The organism is Labrenzia sp. R5_0 (assembly GCF_017743835.1).
In the GTDB taxonomy this organism is placed as follows: domain Bacteria; phylum Pseudomonadota; class Alphaproteobacteria; order Rhizobiales; family Stappiaceae; genus Roseibium; species Roseibium algicola.
The window spans coordinates 97,852-123,653 of record NZ_JAGHRK010000007.1 but is presented as its reverse complement, the minus strand read 5'-3'; the positions used below and the strand labels follow the sequence as shown (position 1 = coordinate 123,653).

At 56.6% G+C, this 25,802-nt stretch carries 24 protein-coding genes; 8 read left to right on the top strand and 16 right to left on the bottom strand.

The window, feature by feature from the left end; all coding sequences use genetic code 11:
* Positions 1-58: 58 nt before the first annotated feature.
* The 6 genes from gltA to J7447_RS27145 all read left to right on the top strand — a co-directional run bounded on the left by gltA (position 59) and on the right by J7447_RS27145 (position 6,704).
* Entirely contained in the window at positions 59-1,351 is a 1,293-nt protein-coding gene (gltA, locus tag J7447_RS27170; protein ID WP_022998477.1) for a citrate synthase, read from the top strand.
* Between the two features lie 436 nt (positions 1,352-1,787).
* Complete coding sequence (locus J7447_RS27165; RefSeq protein ID WP_209171493.1) at positions 1,788-4,214, top strand: methyl-accepting chemotaxis protein; 2,427 nt, start codon at positions 1,788-1,790, stop codon at positions 4,212-4,214.
* Between the two features lie 400 nt (positions 4,215-4,614).
* Positions 4,615-5,031 (top strand): hypothetical protein, encoded by a 417-nt coding sequence (locus J7447_RS27160; protein WP_152506470.1) that lies wholly within the window; start codon positions 4,615-4,617, stop codon positions 5,029-5,031.
* Between the two features lie 68 nt (positions 5,032-5,099).
* A complete protein-coding gene (locus J7447_RS27155) occupies positions 5,100-5,261 on the top strand; it encodes a hypothetical protein (protein WP_156912487.1) in 162 nt (53 codons plus the stop codon).
* An 86-nt stretch (positions 5,262-5,347) separates the two neighbouring features.
* The gene (locus J7447_RS27150; protein ID WP_152506469.1) at positions 5,348-5,680 is read left to right on the top strand and encodes a hypothetical protein; all 333 of its coding nucleotides are present in this window, start codon (positions 5,348-5,350) and stop codon (positions 5,678-5,680) included.
* Positions 5,655-6,704: an aminotransferase class I/II-fold pyridoxal phosphate-dependent enzyme gene (locus tag J7447_RS27145; RefSeq protein ID WP_209171492.1), complete on the top strand. Its 1,050-nt coding sequence runs from the start codon at positions 5,655-5,657 to the stop codon at positions 6,702-6,704. Before J7447_RS27150 ends, J7447_RS27145 begins: the two co-directional genes overlap by 26 nt.
* Here the strand turns inward: J7447_RS27145 and lpxB are convergent.
* The 14 genes from lpxB to rpsB all read right to left on the bottom strand — a co-directional run bounded on the left by lpxB (position 6,685) and on the right by rpsB (position 21,213).
* Entirely contained in the window at positions 6,685-7,857 is a 1,173-nt protein-coding gene (gene lpxB, locus J7447_RS27140) for a lipid-A-disaccharide synthase (protein WP_286185405.1), read from the bottom strand. The two genes, J7447_RS27145 and lpxB, sit on opposite strands and share 20 nt — an antisense overlap.
* Positions 7,858-7,868: 11 nt before the next feature.
* The gene (gene lpxI, locus J7447_RS27135) at positions 7,869-8,774 is read right to left on the bottom strand and encodes a UDP-2,3-diacylglucosamine diphosphatase LpxI (protein ID WP_209171491.1); all 906 of its coding nucleotides are present in this window, start codon (positions 8,772-8,774) and stop codon (positions 7,869-7,871) included.
* Between the two features lie 3 nt (positions 8,775-8,777).
* Complete coding sequence (gene lpxA / locus J7447_RS27130) at positions 8,778-9,575, bottom strand: acyl-ACP--UDP-N-acetylglucosamine O-acyltransferase (protein WP_031268426.1); 798 nt, start codon at positions 9,573-9,575, stop codon at positions 8,778-8,780.
* Between the two features lie 6 nt (positions 9,576-9,581).
* A complete protein-coding gene (gene fabZ, locus J7447_RS27125) occupies positions 9,582-10,046 on the bottom strand; it encodes a 3-hydroxyacyl-ACP dehydratase FabZ (protein WP_022998467.1) in 465 nt (154 codons plus the stop codon).
* 49 nt (positions 10,047-10,095) lie between these two features.
* Positions 10,096-11,133 (bottom strand): UDP-3-O-(3-hydroxymyristoyl)glucosamine N-acyltransferase, encoded by a 1,038-nt coding sequence (gene lpxD / locus J7447_RS27120; protein ID WP_209171490.1) that lies wholly within the window; start codon positions 11,131-11,133, stop codon positions 10,096-10,098.
* 79 nt (positions 11,134-11,212) lie between these two features.
* Positions 11,213-13,594 (bottom strand): outer membrane protein assembly factor BamA, encoded by a 2,382-nt coding sequence (gene bamA, locus J7447_RS27115; protein WP_031268423.1) that lies wholly within the window; start codon positions 13,592-13,594, stop codon positions 11,213-11,215.
* Positions 13,595-13,758: 164 nt separating this feature from the next.
* Positions 13,759-14,901 carry an RIP metalloprotease RseP gene (gene rseP, locus J7447_RS27110; RefSeq protein WP_055654491.1) on the bottom strand — a complete coding sequence of 381 codons (1,143 nt, stop codon included), beginning with the start codon at positions 14,899-14,901 and terminating at the stop codon, positions 13,759-13,761.
* A 112-nt stretch (positions 14,902-15,013) separates the two neighbouring features.
* Positions 15,014-16,213, bottom strand: coding sequence for a 1-deoxy-D-xylulose-5-phosphate reductoisomerase (locus tag J7447_RS27105; protein WP_209171489.1), 1,200 nt, complete (start codon positions 16,211-16,213; stop codon positions 15,014-15,016).
* A gap of 16 nt (positions 16,214-16,229) precedes the next feature.
* A complete protein-coding gene (locus J7447_RS27100) occupies positions 16,230-17,072 on the bottom strand; it encodes a phosphatidate cytidylyltransferase (RefSeq protein WP_055654495.1) in 843 nt (280 codons plus the stop codon).
* A gap of 15 nt (positions 17,073-17,087) precedes the next feature.
* The gene (locus J7447_RS27095; RefSeq protein WP_209171488.1) at positions 17,088-17,855 is read right to left on the bottom strand and encodes an isoprenyl transferase; all 768 of its coding nucleotides are present in this window, start codon (positions 17,853-17,855) and stop codon (positions 17,088-17,090) included.
* A 31-nt stretch (positions 17,856-17,886) separates the two neighbouring features.
* The gene (gene frr, locus J7447_RS27090; RefSeq protein ID WP_022998460.1) at positions 17,887-18,450 is read right to left on the bottom strand and encodes a ribosome recycling factor; all 564 of its coding nucleotides are present in this window, start codon (positions 18,448-18,450) and stop codon (positions 17,887-17,889) included.
* A 111-nt stretch (positions 18,451-18,561) separates the two neighbouring features.
* Entirely contained in the window at positions 18,562-19,281 is a 720-nt protein-coding gene (gene pyrH, locus J7447_RS27085; RefSeq protein WP_022998459.1) for a UMP kinase, read from the bottom strand.
* Positions 19,282-19,350: 69 nt separating this feature from the next.
* Positions 19,351-20,268 (bottom strand): translation elongation factor Ts, encoded by a 918-nt coding sequence (tsf, locus tag J7447_RS27080; RefSeq protein ID WP_209171487.1) that lies wholly within the window; start codon positions 20,266-20,268, stop codon positions 19,351-19,353.
* Between the two features lie 144 nt (positions 20,269-20,412).
* The gene (rpsB, locus tag J7447_RS27075) at positions 20,413-21,213 is read right to left on the bottom strand and encodes a 30S ribosomal protein S2 (protein ID WP_031268422.1); all 801 of its coding nucleotides are present in this window, start codon (positions 21,211-21,213) and stop codon (positions 20,413-20,415) included.
* Positions 21,214-21,534: 321 nt separating this feature from the next.
* Here rpsB and J7447_RS27070 point away from each other — a divergent pair, with 321 nt between their 5' ends.
* Positions 21,535-21,936, top strand: a complete 402-nt coding sequence (locus tag J7447_RS27070; RefSeq protein WP_209171486.1) for a VOC family protein — start codon at positions 21,535-21,537, stop codon at positions 21,934-21,936.
* A 67-nt stretch (positions 21,937-22,003) separates the two neighbouring features.
* On the opposite strand, the gene J7447_RS27065 is transcribed toward J7447_RS27070, so the two are convergent.
* Positions 22,004-22,366 carry a cupin domain-containing protein gene (locus tag J7447_RS27065; protein WP_286189673.1) on the bottom strand — a complete coding sequence of 121 codons (363 nt, stop codon included), beginning with the start codon at positions 22,364-22,366 and terminating at the stop codon, positions 22,004-22,006.
* 105 nt (positions 22,367-22,471) lie between these two features.
* Here J7447_RS27065 and J7447_RS27060 point away from each other — a divergent pair, with 105 nt between their 5' ends.
* Positions 22,472-23,941, top strand: a complete 1,470-nt coding sequence (locus tag J7447_RS27060) for a PLP-dependent aminotransferase family protein (protein WP_209171484.1) — start codon at positions 22,472-22,474, stop codon at positions 23,939-23,941.
* A 19-nt stretch (positions 23,942-23,960) separates the two neighbouring features.
* On the opposite strand, the gene atzF is transcribed toward J7447_RS27060, so the two are convergent.
* Positions 23,961-25,799, bottom strand: a complete 1,839-nt coding sequence (gene atzF, locus J7447_RS27055) for an allophanate hydrolase (protein ID WP_209171483.1) — start codon at positions 25,797-25,799, stop codon at positions 23,961-23,963.
* Positions 25,800-25,802 lie beyond the last annotated feature (3 nt).

Sequence of the window (25,802 nt, the reverse complement as noted above, 5' to 3'; positions counted from 1 at the left end):
CATCGCCTGAAGGGTCAAACCAGGACAGCACATCCGTTTAACGTAAAGGGGTTTCTGAATGGCCGACAACAACGCCAAGCTCAATGTCGGTGGTAACGACCACGCATTCGACGTTCTTGACGGATCCATCGGACCGTCGGTTGTGAACATCTCGTCCTTGTACAAGGACACCGGCATGTTCACCTACGACCCGGGCTTCACCTCCACCGCCTCCTGCGAGTCCAAGATCACCTATATTGATGGTGACGAAGGCACCCTGCTCTACCGCGGGTACCCGATCGAGCAACTCGCCGACCACGGCGACTTCCTGGAGTCCTGCTATCTTCTGCTCTACGGCGAACTGCCGACAAAGACCCAGAAGGACGACTTCGTCAATCGTGTGACCTACCACACGATGATCCACGAACAGATGAACCGTTTCTTCTCCGGTTTCCGTCGCGACGCCCATCCGATGGCAGTCATGGTCGGAACGGTTGGGGCGCTGTCCGCCTTCTATCACGACTCGACCGACATCACCGATCCGCACCAGCGCATGGTTGCCTCCCTGCGCATGATCGCGAAGATGCCGACCATCGCCGCAATGGCTTACAAGTACCACGTTGGTCAGCCATTCGTTTATCCGCGCAACGACCTGAGCTATGCGGCAAACTTCCTGCATATGTGCTTTGCGGTCCCTTGCGAGGAATACAAGGTGAACCCGGTTCTGGCCCGCGCCATGGATCGCATCTTCATTCTTCACGCCGACCATGAGCAGAATGCATCGACCTCCACGGTTCGTCTGGCAGGTTCTTCCGGTGCAAATCCGTTTGCCTGTATCGCAGCCGGTATCGCTTGCCTCTGGGGGCCGGCACATGGCGGCGCCAACGAAGCAGCGCTCAACATGCTGTCGGAAATCGGCTCCGTAGACCGCATTCCGGAATATGTCGCTCGTGCCAAGGACAAGAACGACCCATTCCGTCTGATGGGCTTTGGTCACCGCGTCTACAAGAACTACGACCCGCGTGCGCGCATCATGCAGAAGACCACGCACGAAGTTCTCGGCGAGCTTGGCATCAAGGACGATCCGCTGCTGGACGTTGCCATGGAGCTGGAAAAAATCGCGCTCAACGACGAATATTTCGTCGAGAAGAAGCTGTACCCGAATATCGACTTCTATTCCGGTATCACGCTTCGCGCGCTTGGCTTCCCGACCACAATGTTTACCGTTCTGTTCGCTCTGGCCCGTACCGTCGGCTGGATCGCCCAGTGGAAGGAAATGGTGGAAGATCCGTCCCAGCGCATCGGCCGTCCGCGTCAGCTCTACACTGGTGAGAAACTGCGCGACTACACGCCGATCGACCAGCGCCGCTAAGGCCGCACACAGACAAGCACCTGAAATTTGCAGCAGCATTTCAGCTGAATGCATATCAAAACGGAAGACGCTCGGCTTTATTGCCGGGCGTCTTCTTTATTTTATTACCCAGCGGAAACAAAACAAATTCAAGAAATATTTTTCCTTCTCAATCGAGGTAAGAAAAAAAGCATTCACCTGCCATTACTCAAGAGAATAGAAAATGTCGAATATTTTCCGAAAAATAAAATGAAACAAAAAAATAAAAAGCACGCCTTTAAAAATCGAAATGATATTTCTCTAATTTTCCTCATTTACATATGAGATAAAGAATTAATCGTTGTAATTACACCATAAATTCCCGTAATAGAGAATTTTCACGAATAATAAGGAATCTTTGCTTACCCTTTCAAACAAATAGCGCGCATTGAACACGCTGGGGTTTCGAGGGGTTAACATGAGTTTCCTGAAGTTCGCTTCTGACTTGAAGTTTGGGGTAAAAGTCGGCGGTAGTTTTGCTGCCGTTGTTGCCCTTACGGGCATTGTGGGTGGTGTTGGCGCATACAGCGTCTTGACCCTCTCGGAGCGCATGGAGGTTGCCAAACAGTCAACTTCCGCCATTGCACAGTTGCAAAACCTGGCAAGCAAGAAGGAAAGCTTCCTGTCCTCACAGGACCTTCAGACAGCTGAGGCAACAATCTCCGACATCGGTGTGTTGAGTGCCGAACTTGAAACGCTCCAGAACCAGCTCAAGGCTGATCCCGAAGCTCAGGTTCCCGTCGCTGAAGCAGCTACTGCTGTAAAGCAATTCCGTGAGGCTTTCGAAGAGGTCGTCGGCCTGACGCAGACACAGACCGCAAAGCAACAGCAACTTGATGGCGCTGTGCAAAATCTTGAGAAGATCTCTTCAGAGATCCTCGGCAAGGCCCTGATGGCGCGAGACGGCGTCAGCCAGGACGAGACAAACGCACGCAAGACGCTGGTGCTCGCCAACAAGGTGGGCCAGGCGGCCGCCGGTTTCCAGGAAGAGGCGCTTACCCTTCAAAATCTTTTCAACGCTGCAGCCAACAACGCCAAGCAGCTTTCGGACATCAAGGATCGGGTTGCCCTGCTTGTGCCTTCTGCCAAGCAGATGGCAGCAAACAGTTTCGACGGCGTCGACCCGGGCAAGTTCCAGCAGCTTGCTGCCAAAACGGCCGAACTGGAGCAGACACTCGGCAAACTGACCGAGACGAAGGACTACATTGCGATCTTCGACCTGACAGATGCTGCCAAGGCAGGGTTCGAGCAGCTTGTTTCCGATGTGAAGGAAATCCGTTCACAGGCAAATGTGGCCATCGACAATGTCTATGCACAGGCTGACCAGATCAACCAGCGTTTCTATGTCGTCGACAGCGTCGCGGACACGGTGATGCAGATCGAGGCAGACGCAAACGCAGTAAAGGCCGCCGCGTTCTACTTCATGCTTTCGCCGAGCGACACGTCTCAGCATACCGTGACGACCGGTATCGAGGGCCTCGACAAACTGGCGTCCCGGCTCGAATCGAGCGCCAAGGACTTCCCGGCGATCTCCGACATCGTCCCGGCTGTGAAGAGCTCTATCGACAGCTTCGCTGCGAGTTTTTCTGAACTGGCTTCAAACCAGCTCCAGCTCGCCGAACAGATCGACACCATGACGGAACTGTCTCAGACAGTGCAAACGCAAATCACCACCATCTCCACCAATCAGAGCGCTGCTGCACAAGCCTCCAGCACCAGCGCACTTGGCGTTATCAGCCTCGCCCTTCTGACAGCCATCCTGGCGGGCGTTGGGATGGCTATCGCACTCAACTTCGCGGTAACACGCCCTCTCCGCCGGACCACCGAAACCATGTCCCGCCTGGCGGAAGGTGACACGGATGTCGAGATCGACGGTATCGGGCGCGGTGACGAGATTGGCGACATGAGCCGAACCATGCAGGTCTTCCGCGACAACGCTGTTGAGCGACTGCGCCTGCAGTCGGAAACAGAGCAAGACCAGCACCTGCGTGCAGAGCGGCAAGCCCGCATTGAGGCTCTGATTTCCGGTTTCCGTGAGAAGGCGACAGAAGTCCTGGGCTCCGTTGCAGAAACGGCACAGACACTTGATGGCACCGCTCAGGATCTCAGCGCTATCGCCAGCCAGAACTCCAGCCTTGCCGATAGCACCTATGGTGTAACCGACGAAGCGACACAGAACGTTCAGACGGTTGCAAGCGCCGCAGAGGAGCTTGCCGCTTCTATTCAGGAAATCTCCCGTCAGGTGAACCAGACCACGCAGGTTGTCGATCGGGCAACCGAAGGCACACAGGTCACCAACGAAAAGGTTCAAAGCCTTTCGACAGCAGCCACCAAGATCGGCGAAGTCGTCAACCTGATCCAGGCGATCGCAGAGCAGACCAATCTCCTGGCCCTCAATGCAACGATCGAAGCCGCACGCGCCGGCGAGGCCGGCAAGGGTTTTGCAGTCGTTGCCGCCGAAGTGAAGGAACTGGCAACCCAGACGTCCAAGGCCACCGAGGAAATCAGCTCGCAGATCTCCGAAATCCAGAATGCAACCAAGGACGCCGTTGTCGCAATTGAGGCGATCACACAGACTATGGAAGAGGTCAACGAATACACCTCAACCATTGCAGCGGCAGTCGAACAGCAAGGTGCTGCAACGAGCGAAATCTCGGTCAACGTTCAGCGGGCTGCCGAGGGCACAGGTTCCGTAAAGACCAACATGTCGGATCTATCGCAGGCAGTCGCCCAGACCAGTCAGAACGCCAATCTGGTTCTCGGCGCTTCAAGCGAATTGTCGCAGAAAACCGATATTCTGAAGAATGAAGTCGGGCATTTCCTGGACAACGTAGCCAACGCCTGAACGAAGCAACCTGATCCCACGAGACTTGGAAAAACCGGGGGCGAACTGCACCCGGTTTTTTTGTCTGTCTGGCCTGCACCGGTTCATCGGAGCTTCCAAAAGCGTGCCCCAAACAGGGGCGCGATTGCTTCATGTCTTAATTTTCAGCATGAAAATGTCGTCGCGACAGAGTTGCCATTTCAGCGAAAGCTGAGTTTTTCTCGCGTAAAAACAATCACTTGAAGAAGATAAGAATATTCACAATATTCCAATCAATATTCGTTAAAATACCATCGATTAAGCAGAAATTCACCTTAAGTTAGTTAGTATAAATTCACCAATTATATTCGGTTATCACTTAAAAAAATTACTGATACGCTCCTCTAGTCATTTCGTTTCTTTGAAATGAAGGGAGAAGATAATGAATGCTCTTAGTATTAAATCACTTACAGTTGCGGCAACAATTAGCCTCTTCGGGTTGCCAGCAATCGCAGCCGACGTAAGTCTTTCCTTTGACAAGATAACAACTGTCGAAGCTGACGGCGACATGTCGGTGTGCACCAAAAGGTATGGATCCGGTTACAAGACAAGCGCATCTGACAAAGGCGCCGAGCACCGGGTGACGGACAACGGACACTCCTTCAAAGTAGTCAGCAACGATGTTTCTCAGAACATGGGGGTCGTTTCGTTTCACAATACCTACCTGATGTCCTTTGATGGTGAAACGGACCCTGTTTCAGCTGAGCTGTGGGCGACAGGTCTGGCCGGCGAACCGGTGTTCCGTGGAACTTTCTCGGATGGCACCTGCCGCGGCCACGTTGATATGTCAGCGTCCTGAACCGGCGAAGCCGAAACTTCCATAATTTCCTTCTTGTTTCCGCATTCATTGAATTGGGAGAAAATCACATGAAAAATCTCTTGAAACTCTACCAACAAGCAAATCGTTTTCCGCACGACATCAACCAGGCCGACAGCAAGGCTCTCTGCTACGGCGGTCATTGCGTTGTACACATTGATCCCTCTGCCGAGGTCGAAACGGCCGACCGTAAAACGTCAGAAAAGAAGTAACCCTTCCAACATTTAACCGTTTCCCGGGCGAAAAGGTGAGCCTTCGTTCGCCCCGGAAATCGGGCATCAAGGAGAAAGGGAATGCGATGCCGTCAGCTGAATTTGCCTTGCGCTTCGATACTGTCGATGAGCTTGATCTGGAATGCATCATCACCAAGTTGACTGCCTCGGATACCGCCGGCGGATACAACTGGCCTGTCTCCTCGGCCCGCAAGGTTGAAGAGGCCTACAGGTCGTTCCTCAAATCTGCCAGAGACCAGATGCAATGTGGCGCCGACACGAGTGTGCACCTGCAGCCAACCCACGTCGTCGATATCTTCTGGCACACCCACATCCTCTTCACGCGAAAATACTTCAAGGACTGCGAAGCGGTCTTCGGACAATATCTGCACCATGAACCAGTTTTGCCCAGCCAGTAACCGTCTCAAACACCCGAGAACTGCTGCGCCCTTCAGGCTGGATCATCTTCTGAAGGAGCGCCAGGACCTTTTCAGGTGGCCCAAAACCTTCGAAGCTGACATTCATGCAATAACTGCCCACATTGGCGAAGCTGCCAGCGCGGGCGTACTGACCGGGATTGAAACGGACCTTCAGGAAAAAGCCGAGAGAGCAGCGCGCACTGCCTTGGGACTTTCGGATGGTGTCTCGGCTGTCTTCGGCCACAGTATTATCCAGCTCCTGGAGCAGGTTCTGATCACCCGATCCGAGAACCATCCAGTGTCGACCTTGAACAGGGATTTCTTCCTGTTCGACAAGACCTTGATGAAACTCGGTATCGCACAGGAGAAGTTCCCGACACTGGACGAGCTGATCAGGAAATCTCCTTCGCATCACACTGTCCTGCTAAGTGCCCCAAACAATCCGACCACGCAGGATCTTTCACCCTGTGAACTGGAGAGCCTGGTGAGTGCCAGAGAAGGACTGGTGCTCCTGGACGAGGCTTACGTGCTTTTCTCAAAAGCCCCAGAACACCGCCTCGCCTTTTTGAAGAAGCATCCCAACCTGGTTCTTTTGCGCGGCACCTCAAAGAGCGGTCTCGCGGGCATAGGACTTGGCTACATGCTTTGTTGCGAGACAACTGCCGTGGAGTTCCTCCAGTCGCGCGTGAGCAGTATGATAAGTGCCATTCAAGCAGCCATGGCGATACGCTTGTTCGGCAAATACGATGAGCTCCGGCGCATGGCAGCCCGTCTCGCAGGCATGCGCGACGACACTGGACGCAGGATCGCGCAGGAGACCCGATGCCATCCGGTTTCTGGCAGTTGTGACTTTCTTCTGATACGCACCGGACGCAGCGATTGCAGCGAAATCGTCAGCACGATGAATGACAGTGGAATACCCGCACTCGCCTATCAACGGCTGCCCGGCTATGAAGACGTGGTGAAACTGTTCCCCGCCGCTTTTGAGCGAGGCGACGACATCGTCAGGATTCTGTCTTCATAGCAGCAAGCACGACATCGGCCGCAGCCCCGCGCTGGCTATGCCCGTCCGGCAAGCGCATGACATCATCAAGCTTTTGCAGATGCTCGATCTGTTTCTGGCGTTCAGGACCGCTGTTCAGAAGCTCAACGAGATGGTTCGCCAGCACCTTTGGCTGCACTTCCTCATCAAGGAACTCCGGGATGGCTTTTGTTCCCAGGATGATGTTTGGCAGGACAAAGGAATCAACGCTCGAGAATTTGAAGACCCGGTTGAGTTCCTTCATCCGTCTGAAAAACCAGTCGACTTTGTAGGCAACGACCATCGGAACGCCTGATAGAGCCAACTCAAGTGAAACAGTGCCGGACGCGGCCAAGGCTGCGTGCGCCTTTCGGAAGGCCGCCCGCTTGGCGTCCAGGCCGGTCACAATCTCGACCGGAACAGGCCAATGGGCCGTATCCTGCCGGATCTTGTCTTCAAGGTGCGCGACTGCCGGCAGAATAACCTTGAGCCCGGGCAACTTTTCTTTGACGATCGCAACAGTCTTAGCGAAGTCGCCTAGCAACCTGTCAATTTCGCTTCGCCGGCTCCCCGGCAGCACAAGCAGGATCTTCTCGTCTGCCTCTACAGGCGCTCTTTCGCCAACCGAGGGGCGCAGTTCGGATGCGATTTCACTCAAGGGATGGCCAACGTAATGGGTGCGCGGGCCACCGAGCTTGCGGTGCACATCAGGTTCAAACGGCAACAAGGCCAGAAGGTCGTCGACGTAGACGCTCATCTTGCGGGCCCGGCCTGGACGCCAAGCCCAGACAGAAGGTGAAACATAACCGACGATGGGTATGTGCGGCGCGCGCTTGCGCACGCGCTTGGCAACGTTATGCGTGAAGTCCGGACTGTCAACGATAACCAGAATATCCGGATTGGCCGCAACCACGGCATCCACGGTCTGGTAGACCCGCCTGATGATCAACGGCAATCTGGCGAGGACTGCCGTCAATCCCATGACGGAAACATCAGACATGTCAAAGAAGCTTTTGAGGCCCAGAGACATCATCCGTTCGCCGCCGACACCGCAGTAACGAACACCTACGCCCAACCGTTCGTTGAGCGCCTTCATCAATTCCGACCCGAGCTGGTCACCAGATTCTTCGCCTGCAACCAGGCAAATCGTGGGCATTTTTCCTGTCATCACGAACGCTCGTCCGATTGTCCCTTTGAGGTGACCCCGAAACTGGTGCCGTGCTCTATACCGATGACAAAAAGGCCGGCATTATCCGCCTTCTTGAGCGTCTCTTCCTTTTCCGCGATCAGTGCGCCACTCGCCTCAACTGCAATGCCGGCAAGGCCTGCTGCAGCTGCGAGGTCAATAGTCATCGGGCCGACGGTTGGAAGATCCACCCGCAAGTCCTGGTTCGGCTTTGCTGTCTTTACCAAGACACCCGCGCGGCCTTTGGAACGGATCCTGCCAATACGCTTGAGCTCCGCGCAGCGCTGCAGCATGGCGTCGGTCCCTTCTGCCCCCTCAAGCGCAACAACCCGCCCACCAACAGCAATCGCCGCCTGACCGATATCGAGTTCACCGAGCTTTTCCGTCGCCCGCAAGGCCAGCTCAGCGTCCCGCCAGTCTCCCTGGTTCGGCTGAACTTTGCCAAGCACACCACTTGAGGCAAGCAGTTGCGGCGCCACATCCTTGATCCCCACAACGCGATACCCCTCAACTTCAAACAGCCGGATCACCTTGGTCAACAGACTGTCATCACCGCCGGCCAGTGCCCGGATAATCGTCGGCAATCGCTTCAAGGTACCCAAATCGCCAAGTATGGACGTGAAATCAGGGCGCTTGGAGACACCTCCGATCAGAAGCACGTCCCGGCACCCGGTCTTTTTCAGAAATTTGTAAAGCCGGCCGATTTCACCCCAGCCAAGTTCAGTATCGGCCTGCGCCCGCGTGCGTTCATCAGCCTCGCCTTTGATGGCGATAATCCTGAATTCACGTCCGGCGCTGTTGAGCGCTTCAGCGATCTGACAGGGCAGACTGCCATTGCCCGCGATCAGGGCAAGGCGTGGCTTCAGTCCCGTATCTGCCCCGTTCATCCGTCAGTCTTCGCTGCGCGGTGTGCAGAACCGGCGGTCTTCCTTTTCAAGGATGAAGTCGGTAACCGTCTTGACCAGGGGCTGATCGGCACCTTCTGCAGCAACAGCTTCCGCCCGGCTGCGCAAGGTTCCTTCGGTGCTCTCAAACAGCGCGCGATAAGCTGCCCGCAAAGCGTGGATCTGCTCCCGAGGCAAGCCCTTGCGCTTGAGACCGACCAGATTGAGACCGGCAAGACGTGCGCGGTCACCGATCACGGAACCATAGGGAATGACGTCGAATTCGACCCCGGTCATTCCGCCGACGATCGCACCGGTACCAACGCGAGACCATTGCCGGACCGCACTCAAGCCGCCCAGAATGACGAAGTCGTCAAGCTCGACGTGACCTGCAAGCGTGGCGTTGTTCGCCAGAATTGCGTGATTGCCTACCTGACAATCGTGGCCGACATGCGAGCTCATCATGAACAGGCAATTGTCACCGACCCTGGTATAGCCACCGCCACCTTCCGTACCGGGGCTCATGGTGACATGTTCACGAATCTGATTGTTGGCGCCAATTTCCAGAAAGCTCACTTCACCCGCGAACTTGAGATCTTGTGGCTTGTGACCAATGCTGGCGAAGGGAAAGATATGCGTTTTGGCACCCACACTCGTGTGGCCCGTGACGACGACATGCGACTCCAGGATAACTCCGTCAGCAAGTTTCACGTTCGGGCCAACTGTAGAATAAGGCCCGATTCGAACGCCCTCGCCGATTACGGCCCCGTCTTCGACTATGGCCGTTGGATGTATGTCAGTCATATTTCCTCACGCATCTACCAGCATGGCGCTGACTTCAGCTTCTGCGACCTTGTTGCCATCTACCTTGGCAACGGCGTCGAACTTCCAGATGTTGGAGCGTTGCTTGATCTTCTTGACGTGGAAATGAACCTGATCACCAGGCTCAACAGGCCGGCGGAACTTCGCCTTGTCGATGGTCATGAAATAGACAAGCTGCGGCGGCGCATCGTCACCACGGGCATGAACGCAAAGGGCCCCGGCGGTCTGTGCCATGGCTTCGATCAGAAGAACACCCGGGAAAACGGGCCGCTCCGGAAAATGTCCGGTGAAGTGCGGTTCGTTGATGGTGACGTTCTTGATGCCGATGCAGCTGTTGTCGCCATCCATCTCAATGATCTTGTCGATCAGAAGAAAAGGATACCTGTGCGGCAGCAGCTTCATGATCCGCATGATGTCTGCGCTGGCAAGTGTTTTGTTTTCTGCGTCTTCCATATAATACCCCTTGGCGAATTACCGCCGCAAAGTCCTGTTTGTATTCCGTTTACGATCCGCCGCCACGCTCTGCAAGCTTTCTGACGGCAGCGACTTCACGGAACCACTGTTTGACCGGCTTTGCGGGCGTGCCGCCGTAGCGTCCCCCGGCAGGCAAATCATCGTTGACTACGCTTACCGCGGCCACCTGCGACCCCATGCCGATCGTTACGTGACCACGCACACCGGTTTGTCCGCCAATGGCGACGAAGTCCTCGAGCGTGCAGCTTCCGGAAAGACCGACCTGAGAAACGATCACGCAGTGACGTCCGACCACGACATTGTGGCCAATCTGAACCTGGTTATCGATCTTCGTGCCTTCGCCGATGATGGTATCCCGGTTTGCGCCACGATCGATGGTGGTGTTGGCGCCGATTTCAACGTCATCCTGAATGATCACGCGGCCAACCTGGGGCACCTTGAGATGCCCCATGGGCCCCATCGCATAGCCAAAGCCATCCTGGCCGCAGCAAACGCCAGGATGCATATAGACGCGGTTGCCAAGCACGGTGTGCTGAACCGTGCAATTCGAACCGATCACACAGTCCCGGCCAATCTTGACACCCTGTCCGATGACAGCGTTGGCCCGGATCACAGTGCCCGCACCAATCTCTGCCCCCGCACCGATCACGACACCAGGTTCGACCGTGACATTGTCTTCCAGTGACGCAGCCGGATCGATTACAGCCCGTTCTGAAATGACTGCGGCGCCAGGTTCCACCGGTACCATGGCTGCTGGATAAAGTTTGGCGAGAACCTTCGCCCAGGAGCGATAGGCATCTGAACATACAAGAACAGCAACGCCCTCCGGCACCTTGTCCTTGTGTTTCCGGTTGACCAGGCATGCAGCTGCCGTGGTCCCGTCCAGTTGCTTCAGGTAAGCGGTGTTGTCGAAGAACACCAGAGCACCGGGCAAAGCATCTTCCAATGGCGCTACACCCGTTATTTCCAGGGTAGGTTCGCCGCGAGCGATCTCAGCTTCCGCCCACGTTGCGATGTCTGAAAGAGAGACCGGAGCCGGAGACTCAAAAAATTTTGGCTCGGACATGATGTTATCCTTCTTGCCAGCCAACAAAAACGGCCGCCGAACGTGTCGGCGGCCGTTTTTTATCCTATGTGACCGCAGTTTAGAAGCGCGTACCGCCGCTCAACCGGAAAATCTGCGTTTTGTCGGAGTCGTCTTTGACGATCGGGTAAGCAAAGTCTGCCCGCAGAGGTCCGAACGGAGAGTTCCAGCGGATACCTGCACCAACCGACGCACGAACGTTGAAGTCGTTCGAGTCGATCTGGCCACCGTTGGTTTCCACCAGGTTCACCAGGCTGCTGTCTGCATCCCACAGCGAACCGGCATCGGCAAACACTGCACCACTCAGGCCGAATTCCTTCGGGATGACCGGGAACGGGAACCGGGTTTCGGCAGTTGCCGCGAAGTAGAACCGACCACCGATAGCGTCTTCGGTCGTTGCGTCACGCGGGCCGATACCCTGGTTCTCAAAGCCACGAACGAGAGTGCCACCAAGCATGAACTGTTCGGACACACGCAGACGCTCATCACCAAGGGCCATGATGTTACCACCACGCACCGACAGGCTACCGATCAGACCGTAGTCAGCCAGGATTTCCTTGTAGGCGCGAGCCTGAGCTTCGGTCTTGATGTAGAAGCTGTCGCCACCCAGACCAGCAATTTCCTGACCGAAGGAAGCATAGATGCCGTCGGAGGGATCCAGGATCCGGTCGAGCGTGTTGTAACGCAGCTCGTAGCCAACCAGAGACGTCAGGTAGGTGCCGAGGGAGTCACAGACCGCCAGGGAAAGGCTTGCGGTGTCACAGTTGTTGATGTTGGTCGAGTTGTTGTCCGGATCGGAGTTCTTCTCCTGGAAGATGTTGTAGAACAGACGGACAGTCAGCTCATCTTCCCGAAGCGGCAGAGTGAAACCGAACCCGCCACCGGTCTTCTTCTGATCGAAGGAACGGTAGTCGTTGGCATCATCCACCTTGCGATAGAGGTCCAGATCAAGAGCAACACGGCGTCCCATGAAGAACGGTTCAACGAAACGGAACTCGTAGGACTGGGTGTCCGTACCGCCGCCAACAGCGAGCTTCACGAACTGGCCACGGCCCAGGAAGTTCTTCTCGGTCAGCGAAATGTCACCAATGACACCGTCAACCGTCGAATAACCGACACCGAAGGAGATTTCACCAGTCGGCTTTTCTTCGACGCGAACGTTCACGACCACGCGATCAGGTGCACTGCCCTGCTGCGTCGTGATGGAAACCTTCTCGAAGAAACCGAGATTGCGCAGACGGCGTTCCGCCTTGTCGACAAGCGCACGGTTGAACGCATCGCCTTCAGCAATGTCGAACTCGCGGCGAATGACATACTCACGGGTACGGTCGTTGCCGATCACGTTGATCCGCTCGATGTAGGCGCGAGGACCTTCTTCGATGTAGTAGATCAGGGAGATCGTGTTGTTGTCGTAGTCACGAGCACCACGCGGACGGACACGAGCAAAGGCATAACCCTCTTCCGACACGCGAAGCGTGATGTCTTCGACAGACTGTTCGACGCGCAGCGAGTTGAAGGTCTGACCACTCTTGGTACGGATCAGGCGGCGAAGATCTTCCGGATCAACGTCGGCAATCGTGGAAACGATCTCGACATCGCCAATCTCGTACTTCTCACCCTCTTCCACCGTGAAGGTCACGTAGAAGATGTTCTGCTCGCGATCGAGGTCTGCGCTGGTGGAGACGATACGGAAGTCCGCATAGCCCTTCTTGTTGTAGTACTGACGCAGCAACTCCTCGTCCGCAGCCAAACGGTCCGGATCGTAGGTGTCGGTGCTGCGCAGCCAGCTCAGAAGGCCGCTTTCGCGTGTACGGATGACATCGCGCAGGCGGCCGTCGCTGAATGCGGAGTTGCCGATGAAGCTGATCCGCTCGACGCCGGTCTTCGCACCTTCGTTGATCTCGAAAACGAGATCGACACGGTTCTGACCACGATCGATGATCTGCGGCTCGACGGACGCGCCATAGCGACCGGAGCGACGATAAGCTTCAAGAATGTTCTGGACGTCAGCCTGAACCTTGGCACGGGACAGCATCGAGCGCGGCTGAGACCGTACGGCGGTTTCCAGCGCGCTGTCCTTGATCTTGCGGTTACCTTCGAAAGAGACCCTGTTGATGATCGGGTTCTCGGTAACCGTCACAACGACAACGCTGCCACGCGGGGTGATGTCGACCGTTGCAAAAAGGCCGGTTGCGTAGAGCGCCTTCAGTGACTCGTCGACATCGAACGCGCTGTAGGAGCGTCCGGGAACGATGGTCATGTAACTGACAACGGTTTCATCCTCGACACGGGTATTGCCACGCACGTCAATGCTTCTGGCCACCGCCGCCTGTGCCTGTGAAACCAGGGACACCGGCCCGAAAGCTTTCGGCAAAACCGTCCCGATCGAAAATACGGCAACCGCCAACAGTACGGCCCGTGTAAGTCTCTGCAATCGCTGCATTATTGCGCTATGCCTTTGTTTTTAATACCCCTCCCGAGAATCCGCACTCACCCCAGCAGATTCTCGGAACCGACGAGTGTTTTATAGGTTTTTACCGATAACGCAACCGCCCTTCCGGGCGGAAAGCGATTTAGTCTGAAGACGTTGCGTCAATGTCACGGGTGTCATGAATTGGTTCCCACGAGCCGCATGATATCCTTCCATGTGACGAACACCATCAGCATGAGAACAAGTCCCAGACCGATCCGGAAACCAACGTCCTGCACCCTTTCGCTGAGCGGTTTGCCACGCAGGGCTTCTGCAGCGAAGTAAACGAGGTGTCCACCGTCGAGAATCGGCACCGGCGCCAGGTTGATCAGACCGATACTGACAGAAAGTACGGCCGCCAGAGAAATGAGCGGAAGGAACCCGAGATCTGCGACCTGCCCGGAGATCTGGGCCACGCGGATCGGACCACCAAGCTGGTCAGCCGACTGCCGCTGGGAAATGATACCCCAGATATAGCTGACCGTGCTTTCGATGATGCGCCAGGTTTCCGCAGTCCCTTCAAGAGCTGCTTCGCCAAGCCCGTATTTGATGTGAATGAGATGAGACGGATCGGACACGCCGCGAAGGCTGATATCACCGGCCACCTGCCTCTCACCGAAAAAGACTTCTTTCTCCTTCGCGTCGGGCGTAACGGTCAAAGTGACGTCTTGCCCGCCCCGCTCGACTTCGAAAACGAGAGGCGTGTTGGCGTTCATCAGGACGATCTGACGCATCTCGCCGAACGTCTGGATAGGCCTGCCGTCAATTTCCTTCACGATATCGCCAGCCAGAAGCCCGTCGCGCTCAGCCGCACCGCCGGCAAAAACCTGTTCGACGACAGGCTCGAAACCCTGTTTGCCGGAGGTTACGAAGAGAGCGGTAAAGATCACGATTGCGAGAAGGAAGTTGGCGATGGGCCCCGCGGCCACAACGGCCATACGTTGCCAGACCGGTTTGGCGATGAAAGCCGTTTTCCGGTCCTCTTCGCTCATCTGCGCAATCGCCTCACGGCTTGGAACGCTTGCCGCATTTTCATCGCCGGCGAACTTGACGTAGCCACCAAGCGGAATCCAGCAGAGTTTCCAACGAGTTCCCTTCCGGTCATTAAAACCGAAAAGCTCACGCCCGAAGCCGACGGAAAAAGCATCCACCTTTACGTTGCACCAACGAGCCACAGCGAAATGGCCGAGCTCATGGAAGAAGACGACGATTGTAAGCACAAAAAGAAAGGGAATGATTGTGCCGACTATCAGGGAATAGGCGGAAACGAGAAGGTCCATGAACTATGTCCGATCCTGCGCAGCTAGGATTGTTTTGAAGGATTGTACTAAAAAGAAAATTACGGCGTGTTAATGGTGGGAGACCAAAAATTCAGGGCCTTCAACACCCCGATTACCGTGTTCTTATCCATTCACCAGTCTTCTGCCGTGCTTCTGCGTCGATGGCAAGAACATCCTCGACGCTGGCAGCGTCCGTCAGCTTGCCGCCTGCCCCCATTGCATCCAGCACCTCTTCAATGGCAGCCGGAATGTCCATGAAGCCGATCCGGCCCTTTAGAAAAGCGTCCACGGCAACCTCATCTGCAGCGTTAAGCACAGCCGGTGCCATTCCCCCTGCCCGCATGGCTTCCAGTGCAAGACGGAGCGCCGGGAACCGTTCGAGGTCCGGGGCTTCAAAAGTGAGTGTGCCGAGTTCGGCCAGATCCAGACGTTTCACCGGAACGTTCATCCTGCGGGGAAAGGCAAGGCAGTGGGCGATCGGCGTGCGCATGTCCGGACTGCCAAGTTGAGCCAGCAGGGACCCATCCTTGTATTGCACAAGTCCGTGAACCGTCGATTGTGGATGGACCAGCACGCCAAGCTGATCGTGGGCGACCGGAAAAAGATGGGACGCTTCGATAACCTCGAAGCCCTTGTTCATCATCGTTGCGCTGTCGATCGTAATGCGTGCGCCCATATCCCAGTTGGGATGCTTGAGCGCTTGCTGCGGAGTTACCCGTGCCATATCGGCTTTCGAGACACTCCTGAACGGTCCGCCCGACGCCGTCAGTATAACCTTCTCGACCATGTCGGCCTTGTCGGTTTCAAAAACCTGAAAGATGGCATTGTGCTCGCTGTCGACGGGCAGGAGTTCCGCCTCGGTCGCGCGGATCTTGGCCATGAACAGATCCCCAGCACAAACCAGGCATTCCTTGTTGGCAAGGGCAATGCGGCGTCCTGGCCGGATCGCGGCCATGGTCGGCTTCAATCCCGCTGACCCTACAATGGCACCAACGACAATATCCGTATCCTGCGTGACCGCTTCCAGAACGGCAGCCTCACCGGCTCCCGTTGCAATGCCGCTGCCGGCAAGCCGCTCCTTGAGCTCCGGATAACAGGTTTCCTCGGCAAGGATCGCGGAACCGGTCTTTAGCGCTTTTGCCATGTCGGCGAGGCCTGCGGCGTTCCGGTTCGCAACCAGCGCGACGACTTCATAGCTGTCCGGATTTCTTTGAATGAGATCCGCCAAGCTCTGGCCGATGGACCCAGTGGCCCCTAGAACGGTTATCCGGGTTTTCGCGCCAGGGTCGCGGGCTGCAGAGGCAGCTGCCATGCCTGTTACTCCAAATTCAAATCAGACCGAGGCCGGCAATAGGGTCTGCAAGGCTGCCGCCAGCGACAAGGCCAATCAGCACGGCGAAAATGGCTGCGGCCACCAGACCGTCGATCCGGTCCATGATGCCGCCATGCCCGGGGATCAGTTTGCTGGAATCCTTGACATCAAACCGCCGCTTGATGGCAGACTCCAGAAGGTCCCCTGCCTGAGAGACGACCGAGAGCCCGGCCGCCAGCAAAGCCCAAAGCATCAGGTCCTGCGCATTTGCGACAAAAGCAACGCCAGCGCCGAAAACCGTGGCGAGCACCAGCCCGCCAATGGCACCAGACCAGGTCTTTTTAGGTGATACACGTGGCCAGAGCTTGGGCCCACCCAATGCACGGCCGGTAAAATAGGCGAAAATGTCGGTTGCCCAGACAACAAACAGCAGGAAAAACGCGACCAGAAGCCCGTTGCTTCCTTCACGAAGTACAAGCAGCGAGAACAGTGCAAGCCCGCTGTAGAGGATCCCTTCGATGGCCCATCGTCCAGCCTTGGAGAAACCACCAAGCGCATAGGCGATGAAAGCACCAGCAACCATGGCCCCGAGACCAAGGTCAGGATGTCCGGCTACGGTCAGCACCCCGATGGCAAACAGCGTTGCAAACCCGGTGAGTGAACTGGGTGACTTTGCCTGTGTCCCGGTGATCGTGAACCACTCCCACAGGAACAGTCCGGACGCGACCAGCGTCAGCGCAGCAAAGGGCAGATTGCCAAGATAGGTGATCAGAAGAACAAGAGGCCCCAGAACGAGTGCCGAAATGAACCTGAGGCGAAGGTCGGACAGTTTTTTCGGGTTCTGGTGTGGTTCTGCCATTGCTCAAGCCGGGGGTCAGTTGGCCTTGGCGTCAAGGCCGCCGTACCGGCGCTCACGGCTGCAGAAACAGCTCAAAGCCTTGTCGAAGGCCGCCTCATCGAAGTCCGGCCAGTAAAGATCGCAGAAATAGAATTCGGAATAGGCGGCCTGCCACAGCAGGAAATTGGAAAGACGCATTTCTCCGCTGGTGCGGATGATGAGATCGGGATCCGGCAAACCGGAGGTATCCAGCGCCGCCGTGATCGCGTCTTCGGTTATCTCGGCCGGCTGCATTTCCCCAGCCTGAACCTTTGCTGCCAGTTCCTGTGCCGCCCGCACGATTTCCGACCGTGCACCATAATTGAACGCAACGACCAGGTTCAGGCCGGTGTTGTGACAAGTCAGGTCTTCAGCTTCTTTCAGAAGCGCCAAAATCCCGGGTTCCAGATCACTGCGCCCGCCGATGATGCGGATACGCACATTGGCTTCGTGAAGCTCGCTCAGATCGCGCTGCACGAAACGGCGCAGCAGCCCCATCAGGAAAGAAACTTCAGCCTGTGGCCGGTTCCAGTTTTCGGATGAGAAGCTGTAGATCGTGATGGTTTCGATGCCGACACGGCCGGCATGGCGGATCACCTTGCGCAGCGCGGCAAGCCCCTGTCGATGTCCCTCTGTCCGTGGCAAACCGCGCGCAGTTGCCCATCGCCCGTTGCCATCCATGATGAAGGCAACGTGACGGGGCATTTTCGCACCGGTTTCATCCGCAGCAGGTGCATGCAGGTTGCGGTCCGGGCTGACGCTCATGTGCTCCCCCAACTCACACTCCCCAGGTCGATCAGACCTGGGAAATTTCCTGCTCTTTTTTCTCCAGCATGCCGTCGACCTCAGCAATCATCTGGTCGGTCAGCTTCTGCACTTCATCGGATGCGACACGGCTGTCGTCCTGGGAAATGTCACCGTCTTTTTCGGCCTTCTTGGCAGCGTCCATGCCATCGCGGCGGACGTGACGGATCGCAACTTTTGCCTGTTCGGCGTATTTGTGGGCCACCTTGATGAGTTCCTGGCGGCGTTCCTGGTTCAGCTCGGGAATCGGCAGCCGCAGGAGCATGCCGTCTACAACCGGGTTCAAACCAAGGTTGGATTCTCGAATCGCCTTTTCAACGGCCGACACCATGCTCTTGTCCCAGACCTGAACAGCCAGCATGCGAGGTTCGGGAACGGAGACGGTGGCTACCTGGTTGATCGGCATGGACTGGCCATAGGCATCAACAGTAATCGGATCCATCATGGAAGAAGAGGCGCGGCCGGTACGCAGTCCGGCAAATTCCGTTTTCAGAACCGACAAGGCTCCCTGCATGCGGCGCTTCAGATCATCAAGGTCCACACCTTCTACCGACATTTTATCCTCACTGTTGTTTTGTGCTTGGCTTAATAGAGTCTCGGCGCGCGCCAACATGGCATAAACGCACCGAAACACAAGAGCTTGAACCGGGATTGGTTCTTAAAACTTTCAGTCACCCACGACAGTGTAGGTGCCGGTTTCCTGAAGCACACTGACGAGGGCGCCGGGTGAGTGAATGGAAAACACAATGACGGGAATGGAATTGTCACGGGCCAGGGCAATGGCCGTCGTGTCCATGACTTTCAGGTTGCGGGTTATGATTTCGTCATAACCAAGGGTGTCATAGCGCTCCGCGTTCGGGTTGACCTTGGGGTCTTCGGAGTAGACGCCGTCCACCTGTGTTCCCTTCAGGAAGGCGTCGCACTTCATTTCTGCAGCCCGCAGAGCCGCACCGCTGTCCGTGGTGAAGAACGGGTTGCCGGTGCCCCCTGCAAAGACGATCACATCGCCGTCTTCCATATAGCGGTCAGCGACACGCTGCGAAAAGGTTTCACAGATCGAGGGAACAGATACGGCGGACAGAACACGGGCATTGACCTTCAGGCGGCGCAGGGCATCCGCCAGCGTCAGGCTGTTCATGATGGTGGCCAGCATGCCCATGTGGTCGCCCGTGACGCGGTTACCACCCTTGGCGGCGACTGCAACACCGCGGAAGATGTTCCCTCCCCCGACGACAACACCGACCTGAGCTCCAAGAGCCACTGCGTCGGCGATTTCCTTGGCGATCCTTTGCACGATGGCCGGGTCAATTCCAAAAGCCTGCGATCCCATCAGGGCCTCGCCGGAGAGTTTCAGAAGGATCCGTTTCCAGCGCAAGGAATTCGTCATGGGTGCACCCTTTTTGAAATTGTCTTTCTAAAAAAAAAGCGCCGGACTTGCCGGCGCTTTTCCTTGAGCTTACTGCCCGGTGGCTGCTGCCACCTCTGCGGCGAAGTCCTGCTCTTCCTTCTCGATCCCTTCGCCGATTGCGAAGCGGACAAAGCCGGTAAGTTTGACTTCAGCGCCGATTTCTTTAGCGAGCGCCTCTACGGCCTGCTCAACCGTCTGATCCGGGTTGATCACGAAGGCCTGCTTCACGAGGGTAACTTCCTCGTAGAATTTGCGCAAACGGCCTTCCACCATTTTTTCAATGATGTTTTCCGGCTTGCCGGATTCGCGTGCCTGTTCGGAGAAGACGGACTTCTCACGTTCGACAACGGTCGGATCCAGTTCTTCGGTGTTCAGCGACAGCGGGCTGGTTGCAGCAACGTGCATGGCAATCTGACGGCCAAGGCCATTCAGCTTGTCCGTGTCACCAGCGGATTCCAGAGCCACCAGAACGCCGATCTTGCCGAGACCGTCGGAAACAGCACTGTGAACGTAGGTCGCGACAACGCCTTCGTTTACGGCCAGAACCGCAGTGCGGCGCAGGGTCATGTTTTCACCGATCGTGGCGATCGCATCGGTGATCGCTTCTGCAACCGGCTTGCCGCCAAGGTTTGCAGCGGAAACGGCTTCAACGGAACCATCGGTGCCGACGGCTACCTTGGCCACATTGGAGACCAGCTCCTGGAACCCTTCGTTGCGTGCAACGAAGTCGGTTTCGGAGTTCAGCTCGATCACGGCAGCCTTGTTGCCATCGGCGGCAACGCCGACCAGACCTTCAGCAGCCACACGGCCTGCCTTCTTGGCAGCCTTGGCCAGACCTTTGGTGCGCAGCCAGTCAACAGCTGCTTCCATATCACCGCCTGCTTCAGTCAGGGCGGTCTTGCAGTCCATCATGCCAGCGCCGGATTTCTCGCGGAGCTCTTTTACCATCGCAGCGGTAATGCTCATCGATTGCCTCGTGCATGGGGGTTTCAGATGAGACACGGTTTAGCCCATGGCCTTCCGCGCCTTTATGACGGGGCTGCAACAAAATGCAGCCCGCCTTGCGAATTTCAACAGTATTCTGCCGCGGCAGACCGCGGCAGGAGAGGCTTAAGCCTCGGCAGCTGCTGCTTCAGCCGGAGCTTCTTCAGAAGCCTCAGCAAGAACTTCTTCAACCGGAGCTTCTTCGGAAGCGCCGATGTCCATGCCGGAAGCACCCTGTGCACGGGAAATACCGTCGATGGCGGCACGAGCGATCAGGTCGCAGTACAGCGACAGAGCGCGGCCGGCATCGTCGTTACCCGGCACCGGATAGGTGATGCCTTCCGGATTGGAGTTGGAATCGAGGATCGCGGCAACCGGAATACCCAGACGGCGGGCTTCCTGGATGGCAATGGCTTCGCGGTTGGTGTCGATCACGAAAATCAGGTCCGGAATACCGCCCATGTCCTTGATACCGCCAAGGTTCCGCTCGAGCTTTTCACGCTCGCGGTCCATGAACAGACGCTCTTTCTTGGTCAGAGCGTTGGCAGCGTCGGAAGACAGGGTTTCTTCCAGCTTGCGCAGGCGCTGGATGGACTGGGAGATGGTCTTCCAGTTCGTCAGCATGCCGCCGAGCCAACGTGCGTTGACATAATACTGAGCGGAGTTGCGCGCTGCAGATGCGACAGATTCCTGTGCCTGGCGCTTGGTACCTACGATCAGAACGCGGCCACCGCCGGCAACCGTGTCGGACACGGCCTTCAGAGCCTGGTGCAGAAGCGGAACGGTCTGGGACAGGTCCATGATGTGAACATCGTTGCGTACACCAAAGATGTACTGACCCATGCGCGGGTTCCAACGGTGTTTCTGGTGACCAAAGTGAACGCCAGCTTCCAGCAGCTGACGCATGGTGAAATCGGGCAAAGACATGGCCCTTATCTCCTGAGTTTTTCCGGTTTGACCTCCGCAAGAGGATGTGGACCGGAGAGATTTCCCTTCGGCCACCGGAAGGACCCCGATAAGCTCGGTTTCCGCCCCTTGCGTGTGGAATGCGCGCCTTATAGTTGGGAAGAAATTTTATTTCAAGGCCCAAGGGCCGGTTTTCTTCAACCCAATCGCTGTTTGAAAATCGAATTTTCCCGCCCTGGCGCAAGCTCACGTTTCGATACCTTGATAAGCAGCGACATGTGTTGACGATCAATCATGTCATTTATACCTATTTTGAACTCGCCACAGCAAGGACACTCCACCGTGACCACCAAAGGCATCAACCACCTGGGCCTCACAGTCCGAGATCTGGACCAGACCACCGCGTTTTTCACCGAGCTGCTCGGCTGGCAATTGCTGGCACGTGATGACAACTACCCACGAACAACCGTTTCCGACGGTACCGCCCGCCTGACGCTCTGGCAGGCAGACCGCACAAGGCCTGTGACGGGCTTCGACAGGAAAACCAATATCGGCCTCCACCATCTGGCCCTTGAAGTCTCAAGCGAAGAAAAGCTGCTGGAAATTGCCGAAAAGGTAAAGGCCTGGCCGGGAGTCGAGATCGAATTTATGCCTGAGCCTCTCGGCGGAGGCCCACGCAAGCACATGATGCTGGCTGAACCCGGTGGTATCCGCGTCGAATTTATCTGGCCCGCAAGGCAGTAACAGCGCGCCGAGTATCGACTCGCCGGCCGGGCCGGAACGCACAAAAGTCCCGGCCCGAACAACCTTGTCAGATCCAGAGATCGTTTTCCTGGGTCCTGTCTCCGCCCGCATGGCCGGTATTGAGAATACCCTGCGGCTCGATCAGCAGCAGCTCGGCTTCCGAGTCCGCATAAGGCTTGTGCTCGACGCCCTTCGGCACGACGTACATTTCCCCCTCGCCCAGAACAATGGCGCGATCACGAAAATCGATGCGGATTTCGCCCTTGAGAACGATGAAGGTCTCATCCGTTTCAGGATGATCATGCCAGACGAAGTCTCCTTGAATGCGGACGATCTTGAACTGGTAATCGTTCATTTCCGCAATGACGCGCGGCGACCACAACCCTTCGAGCCTTGCAAATTTTTCCGTAAAACGGATCGGATGTTCCATTGCCATGTCCGGCACTCCTGACTGATGAAATGTCCGGCCCGGTTTGACATCTCTCCTAAAATCAAAACAGATACAAAAACTCGAAAATGAACAGATACAGATGAAATGGTTTCGTTCAAATACCAGTCCGTTGCCCAGTCCCTGGCTCAGCTGATCGACAATGGCACCTTGAAGCCCGGGGAGAGGTTCCCCTCCCTCCGGCGCACCATGCGCGGTTATTCCGTTAGCCTGTCGACAGCCAACCAGGCCTATGCCCATCTCGAAGACAAAGGCTATATCCGGGCACAGGCAAAGTCCGGCTATTTCGTCACCCGTCCAGCAAGCCACAGGCTCATCGAGCCCAGTAAAACAACGCCACCGGAGACCAGCCGCAGTGTCGTGTTTCAAGCTCCTTACCTGGAGATGCTCGAACATGCGTCAAACCCGGCATATGTGCCGCTTGGCTGCGCCATTCCCGCCCCGTCTCTGCTGGCCGCAGAGCCGCTGAACGCCTTGCAGGCACGCATCCTCCGCTCGAAAGGACAGCAACTCAACGCCTATGGGTCTGCTCAGGGTTTACCGGAACTCAGGAGAGAAATCGCAAAGCTTATGTGCCTGCATGGCAGCACAGTTTCCCAGGAAGAAATTGTCATTACGAGTGGCTGCACCGAAGCTTTAGGGCTCGCACTTCAAACGCTCACACAGCCGGGCGATACGATTGCCGTCGAATCGCCCGCCTATTTCGGACTGCTGCAGGTTCTCGAACGCCTGAAACTGAAGGCCTGGGAGTTGCCAACCTCGCGGGACGGCATCGATCCGTCCGCACTCGAGCTGGCTCTGAAGTCGGGAACCGTAACTGCCGTTGCCTTGTCGTCCAGCTTCACCAACCCACTTGGCACCATGATGCCGGAGCCTGTGAAACGTTCTGTCCTGAAGTTGCTGGACCGTTACAAGACACCCTTGATCGAAGATGATACCTACGGCGGCCTCGGGTTTGGCGGATGCCGTCCGGCACCGTTTTTCAGTCTGCCGCACGAGACCGAGATCTTCTATTGCAGCTCTTTCTCGAAAACCCTCGCCCCAGGCTACCGAACCGGCTGGATCCGCGCTCCCGGCCGCATTGTCCAAATCACCAAGGCCAAGTTCTCCGCCTCAATCTGCAACCCGTTGGCACCTCAACTGGCTTTGGCTGAATTTCTGTCATCCCGGGACTTCGAGCGCCATGTGTCTCGCATGGCCCGGAGAATGGAAACCAATGTCGCGCGCGCACGCCGGGCCATTGCACAGTCCTTTCCGGCGGGTACCAGGGTCACACATCCGGACGGCGGTTTCGTCTTGTGGGTAGAAATGGACAAAAACATCGACACAACAGCGCTTTATTACAAGGCCTTAAATCTAAATATCTGCTTTGCTCCTGGAAGTCTTTTCACCGCTTCAGGCCTTTATGCACATTGCCTTCGCATCAGTTGCGGCGACGTTTGGTCGGACACGCTTGAATCCGCTATTCACCGCCTGGGGACGCTGGCCTGCGAAGAGCTTGGCAATCAGCAATCAGAAGAAACATTCCGCCTACCCTCAATTTCCCGCACTGACTGAACCCTCGTATGTCAAAAGTTCAGCTTGCATGCGCGGTCAGCTTCTCCTCCGAGACATCCGGCTGGGAAACGGAAGCAACCACTGACGAAAGATAGGTTCGCCAGGAACTCAGTTCGGTGATTTCAACAGCCCCTTCAACTGCATGTCCTTCACACAAAAATCCCTTTACGTCGGTTCCGTCTTCCAGCTTGACCGTGCCGATGCACAGCGGAGCCGGAATACTCGTCATGAAACTGCCGAAGGTCTCAAGCGGCATTGCCCAGACCTCTACATTGATTGATCCGCCCGAGCCGGCCCCAACCTGCACAAGGCCCGGCCGCTTCGGAGGCCCGCCTGCAAGCGCAAAGAAACGGTATTCCGGTGCTGTCTTGCTGGATTTTACAAAGCGTGCGCCGTGAGAAATCAGCTCCTTGTTTAGCGGCAGTCCCGACATGTGGGCGCCGCAGACCGCAACAGCTATTTCACCGGCAGCGATTTCGCTTGTGGTCAGCGCAGATTTCTGCCGAGCCCAGGTCGTTGCTCCAAGCGGCCCCGCTTCCACTGTAGCGGCAAGCGCGGCGGCGGCTGCATCCTGACCGCAGCGGGCCAGAACGGTCAGGCTTCCAGGCCGGCCGTCCTGTCGCAAACCTGTTGGCACGGCAATACCGCAAAGATCGAGAAGGTTGACGAAATTCGTGTAGGTGCCAAGGCCCGAATTCGGGCCAATGGGGTCAGCGGTAATTTCTTCTACAGAGACAAATGTCGGTATCGTCGGAACGCAGAGGAAGTCGGTCTCTGCCAAAAGCTCATCACATATCCGGCGCAGGTCCTGCAGCTTGTAAAGTCCACGGAATGCGTCGACAGCGGTCAAAGAAAGACCCGGTTCGATAATTGCGCGCGTCGTCGGATGAAGCGTCTGCGGCGCATCAATCAGACGACTACCGACAGCAGCTGTACGTTCCGCGACCCAGGCCCCCTCGTAGAGCAGGCTGGCGACATCGTAAAACGGCTGAAAATCGATTTCCTGCACAACGGCCCCCTGCGTGCGCAGCGATGCGATCGTTACCCTGAAATGGTCCGCCTGAGCCATGTCACCGAAGGTTTTCAGTGAAGCATCGTCAGGGACCGCGATCCGTACAGCTCCCTGACTGGCAGACAATTGCTTGACCGGCAGCTGCCTGGAATAGGCATCTGCCGGGTCGTAGCCTGCAGCAGTCTCGAATACGGCCCATGCATCCGCAACGGTCATGGCAAAAATCGAGATCGTATCGAGGGTCCGGCATGCAGGGACCAGACCTGAGCCGGACAGAACGCCCAGGCTTGGTTTGAGCCCCACAATGCCGTTGAGGGCTGCCGGCACACGCCCGGACCCTGCCGTGTCGGTTCCCAGCGAGAAACACGCGAACCCGTGGGCAACAGCAACGGCCGAGCCTGAGGAAGAGCCACCGGGAACGATTTCCGGATCCACCGCGTTCAATGGCACGGGGTATGGCGTTCTCACTCCGACGAGGCCAGTCGCGAATTGATCGAGATTGGTCTTGCCAAGACAAATTGCACCCGCTTGCCGAAGACGTCCAACGACAAAAGCATCGCTATCAGCGAAATACTCGAAATCCGGGCACGCTGCAGTCGTCGGCATGCCAGCCACGTCGATATTGTCCTTGGCCACATAGGGAATTCCCCAAAGAGGCCGGTTATCGGGATTGCCTAGACTACGGGCCTCAGCAAGTGCCGTTTCTCGTGCCTGGTGAATGAAGATTCCCGGGTCGCCGATGGCATCAAGCCGCCTGAAGGCTTCTTCGATCACGGCCTCAACAGACAAGCCTTCGGCGTAGGCCTGCCGGAGCCCGGCGAGCGTGAAGGGAAGTTCGCGGATCATGTC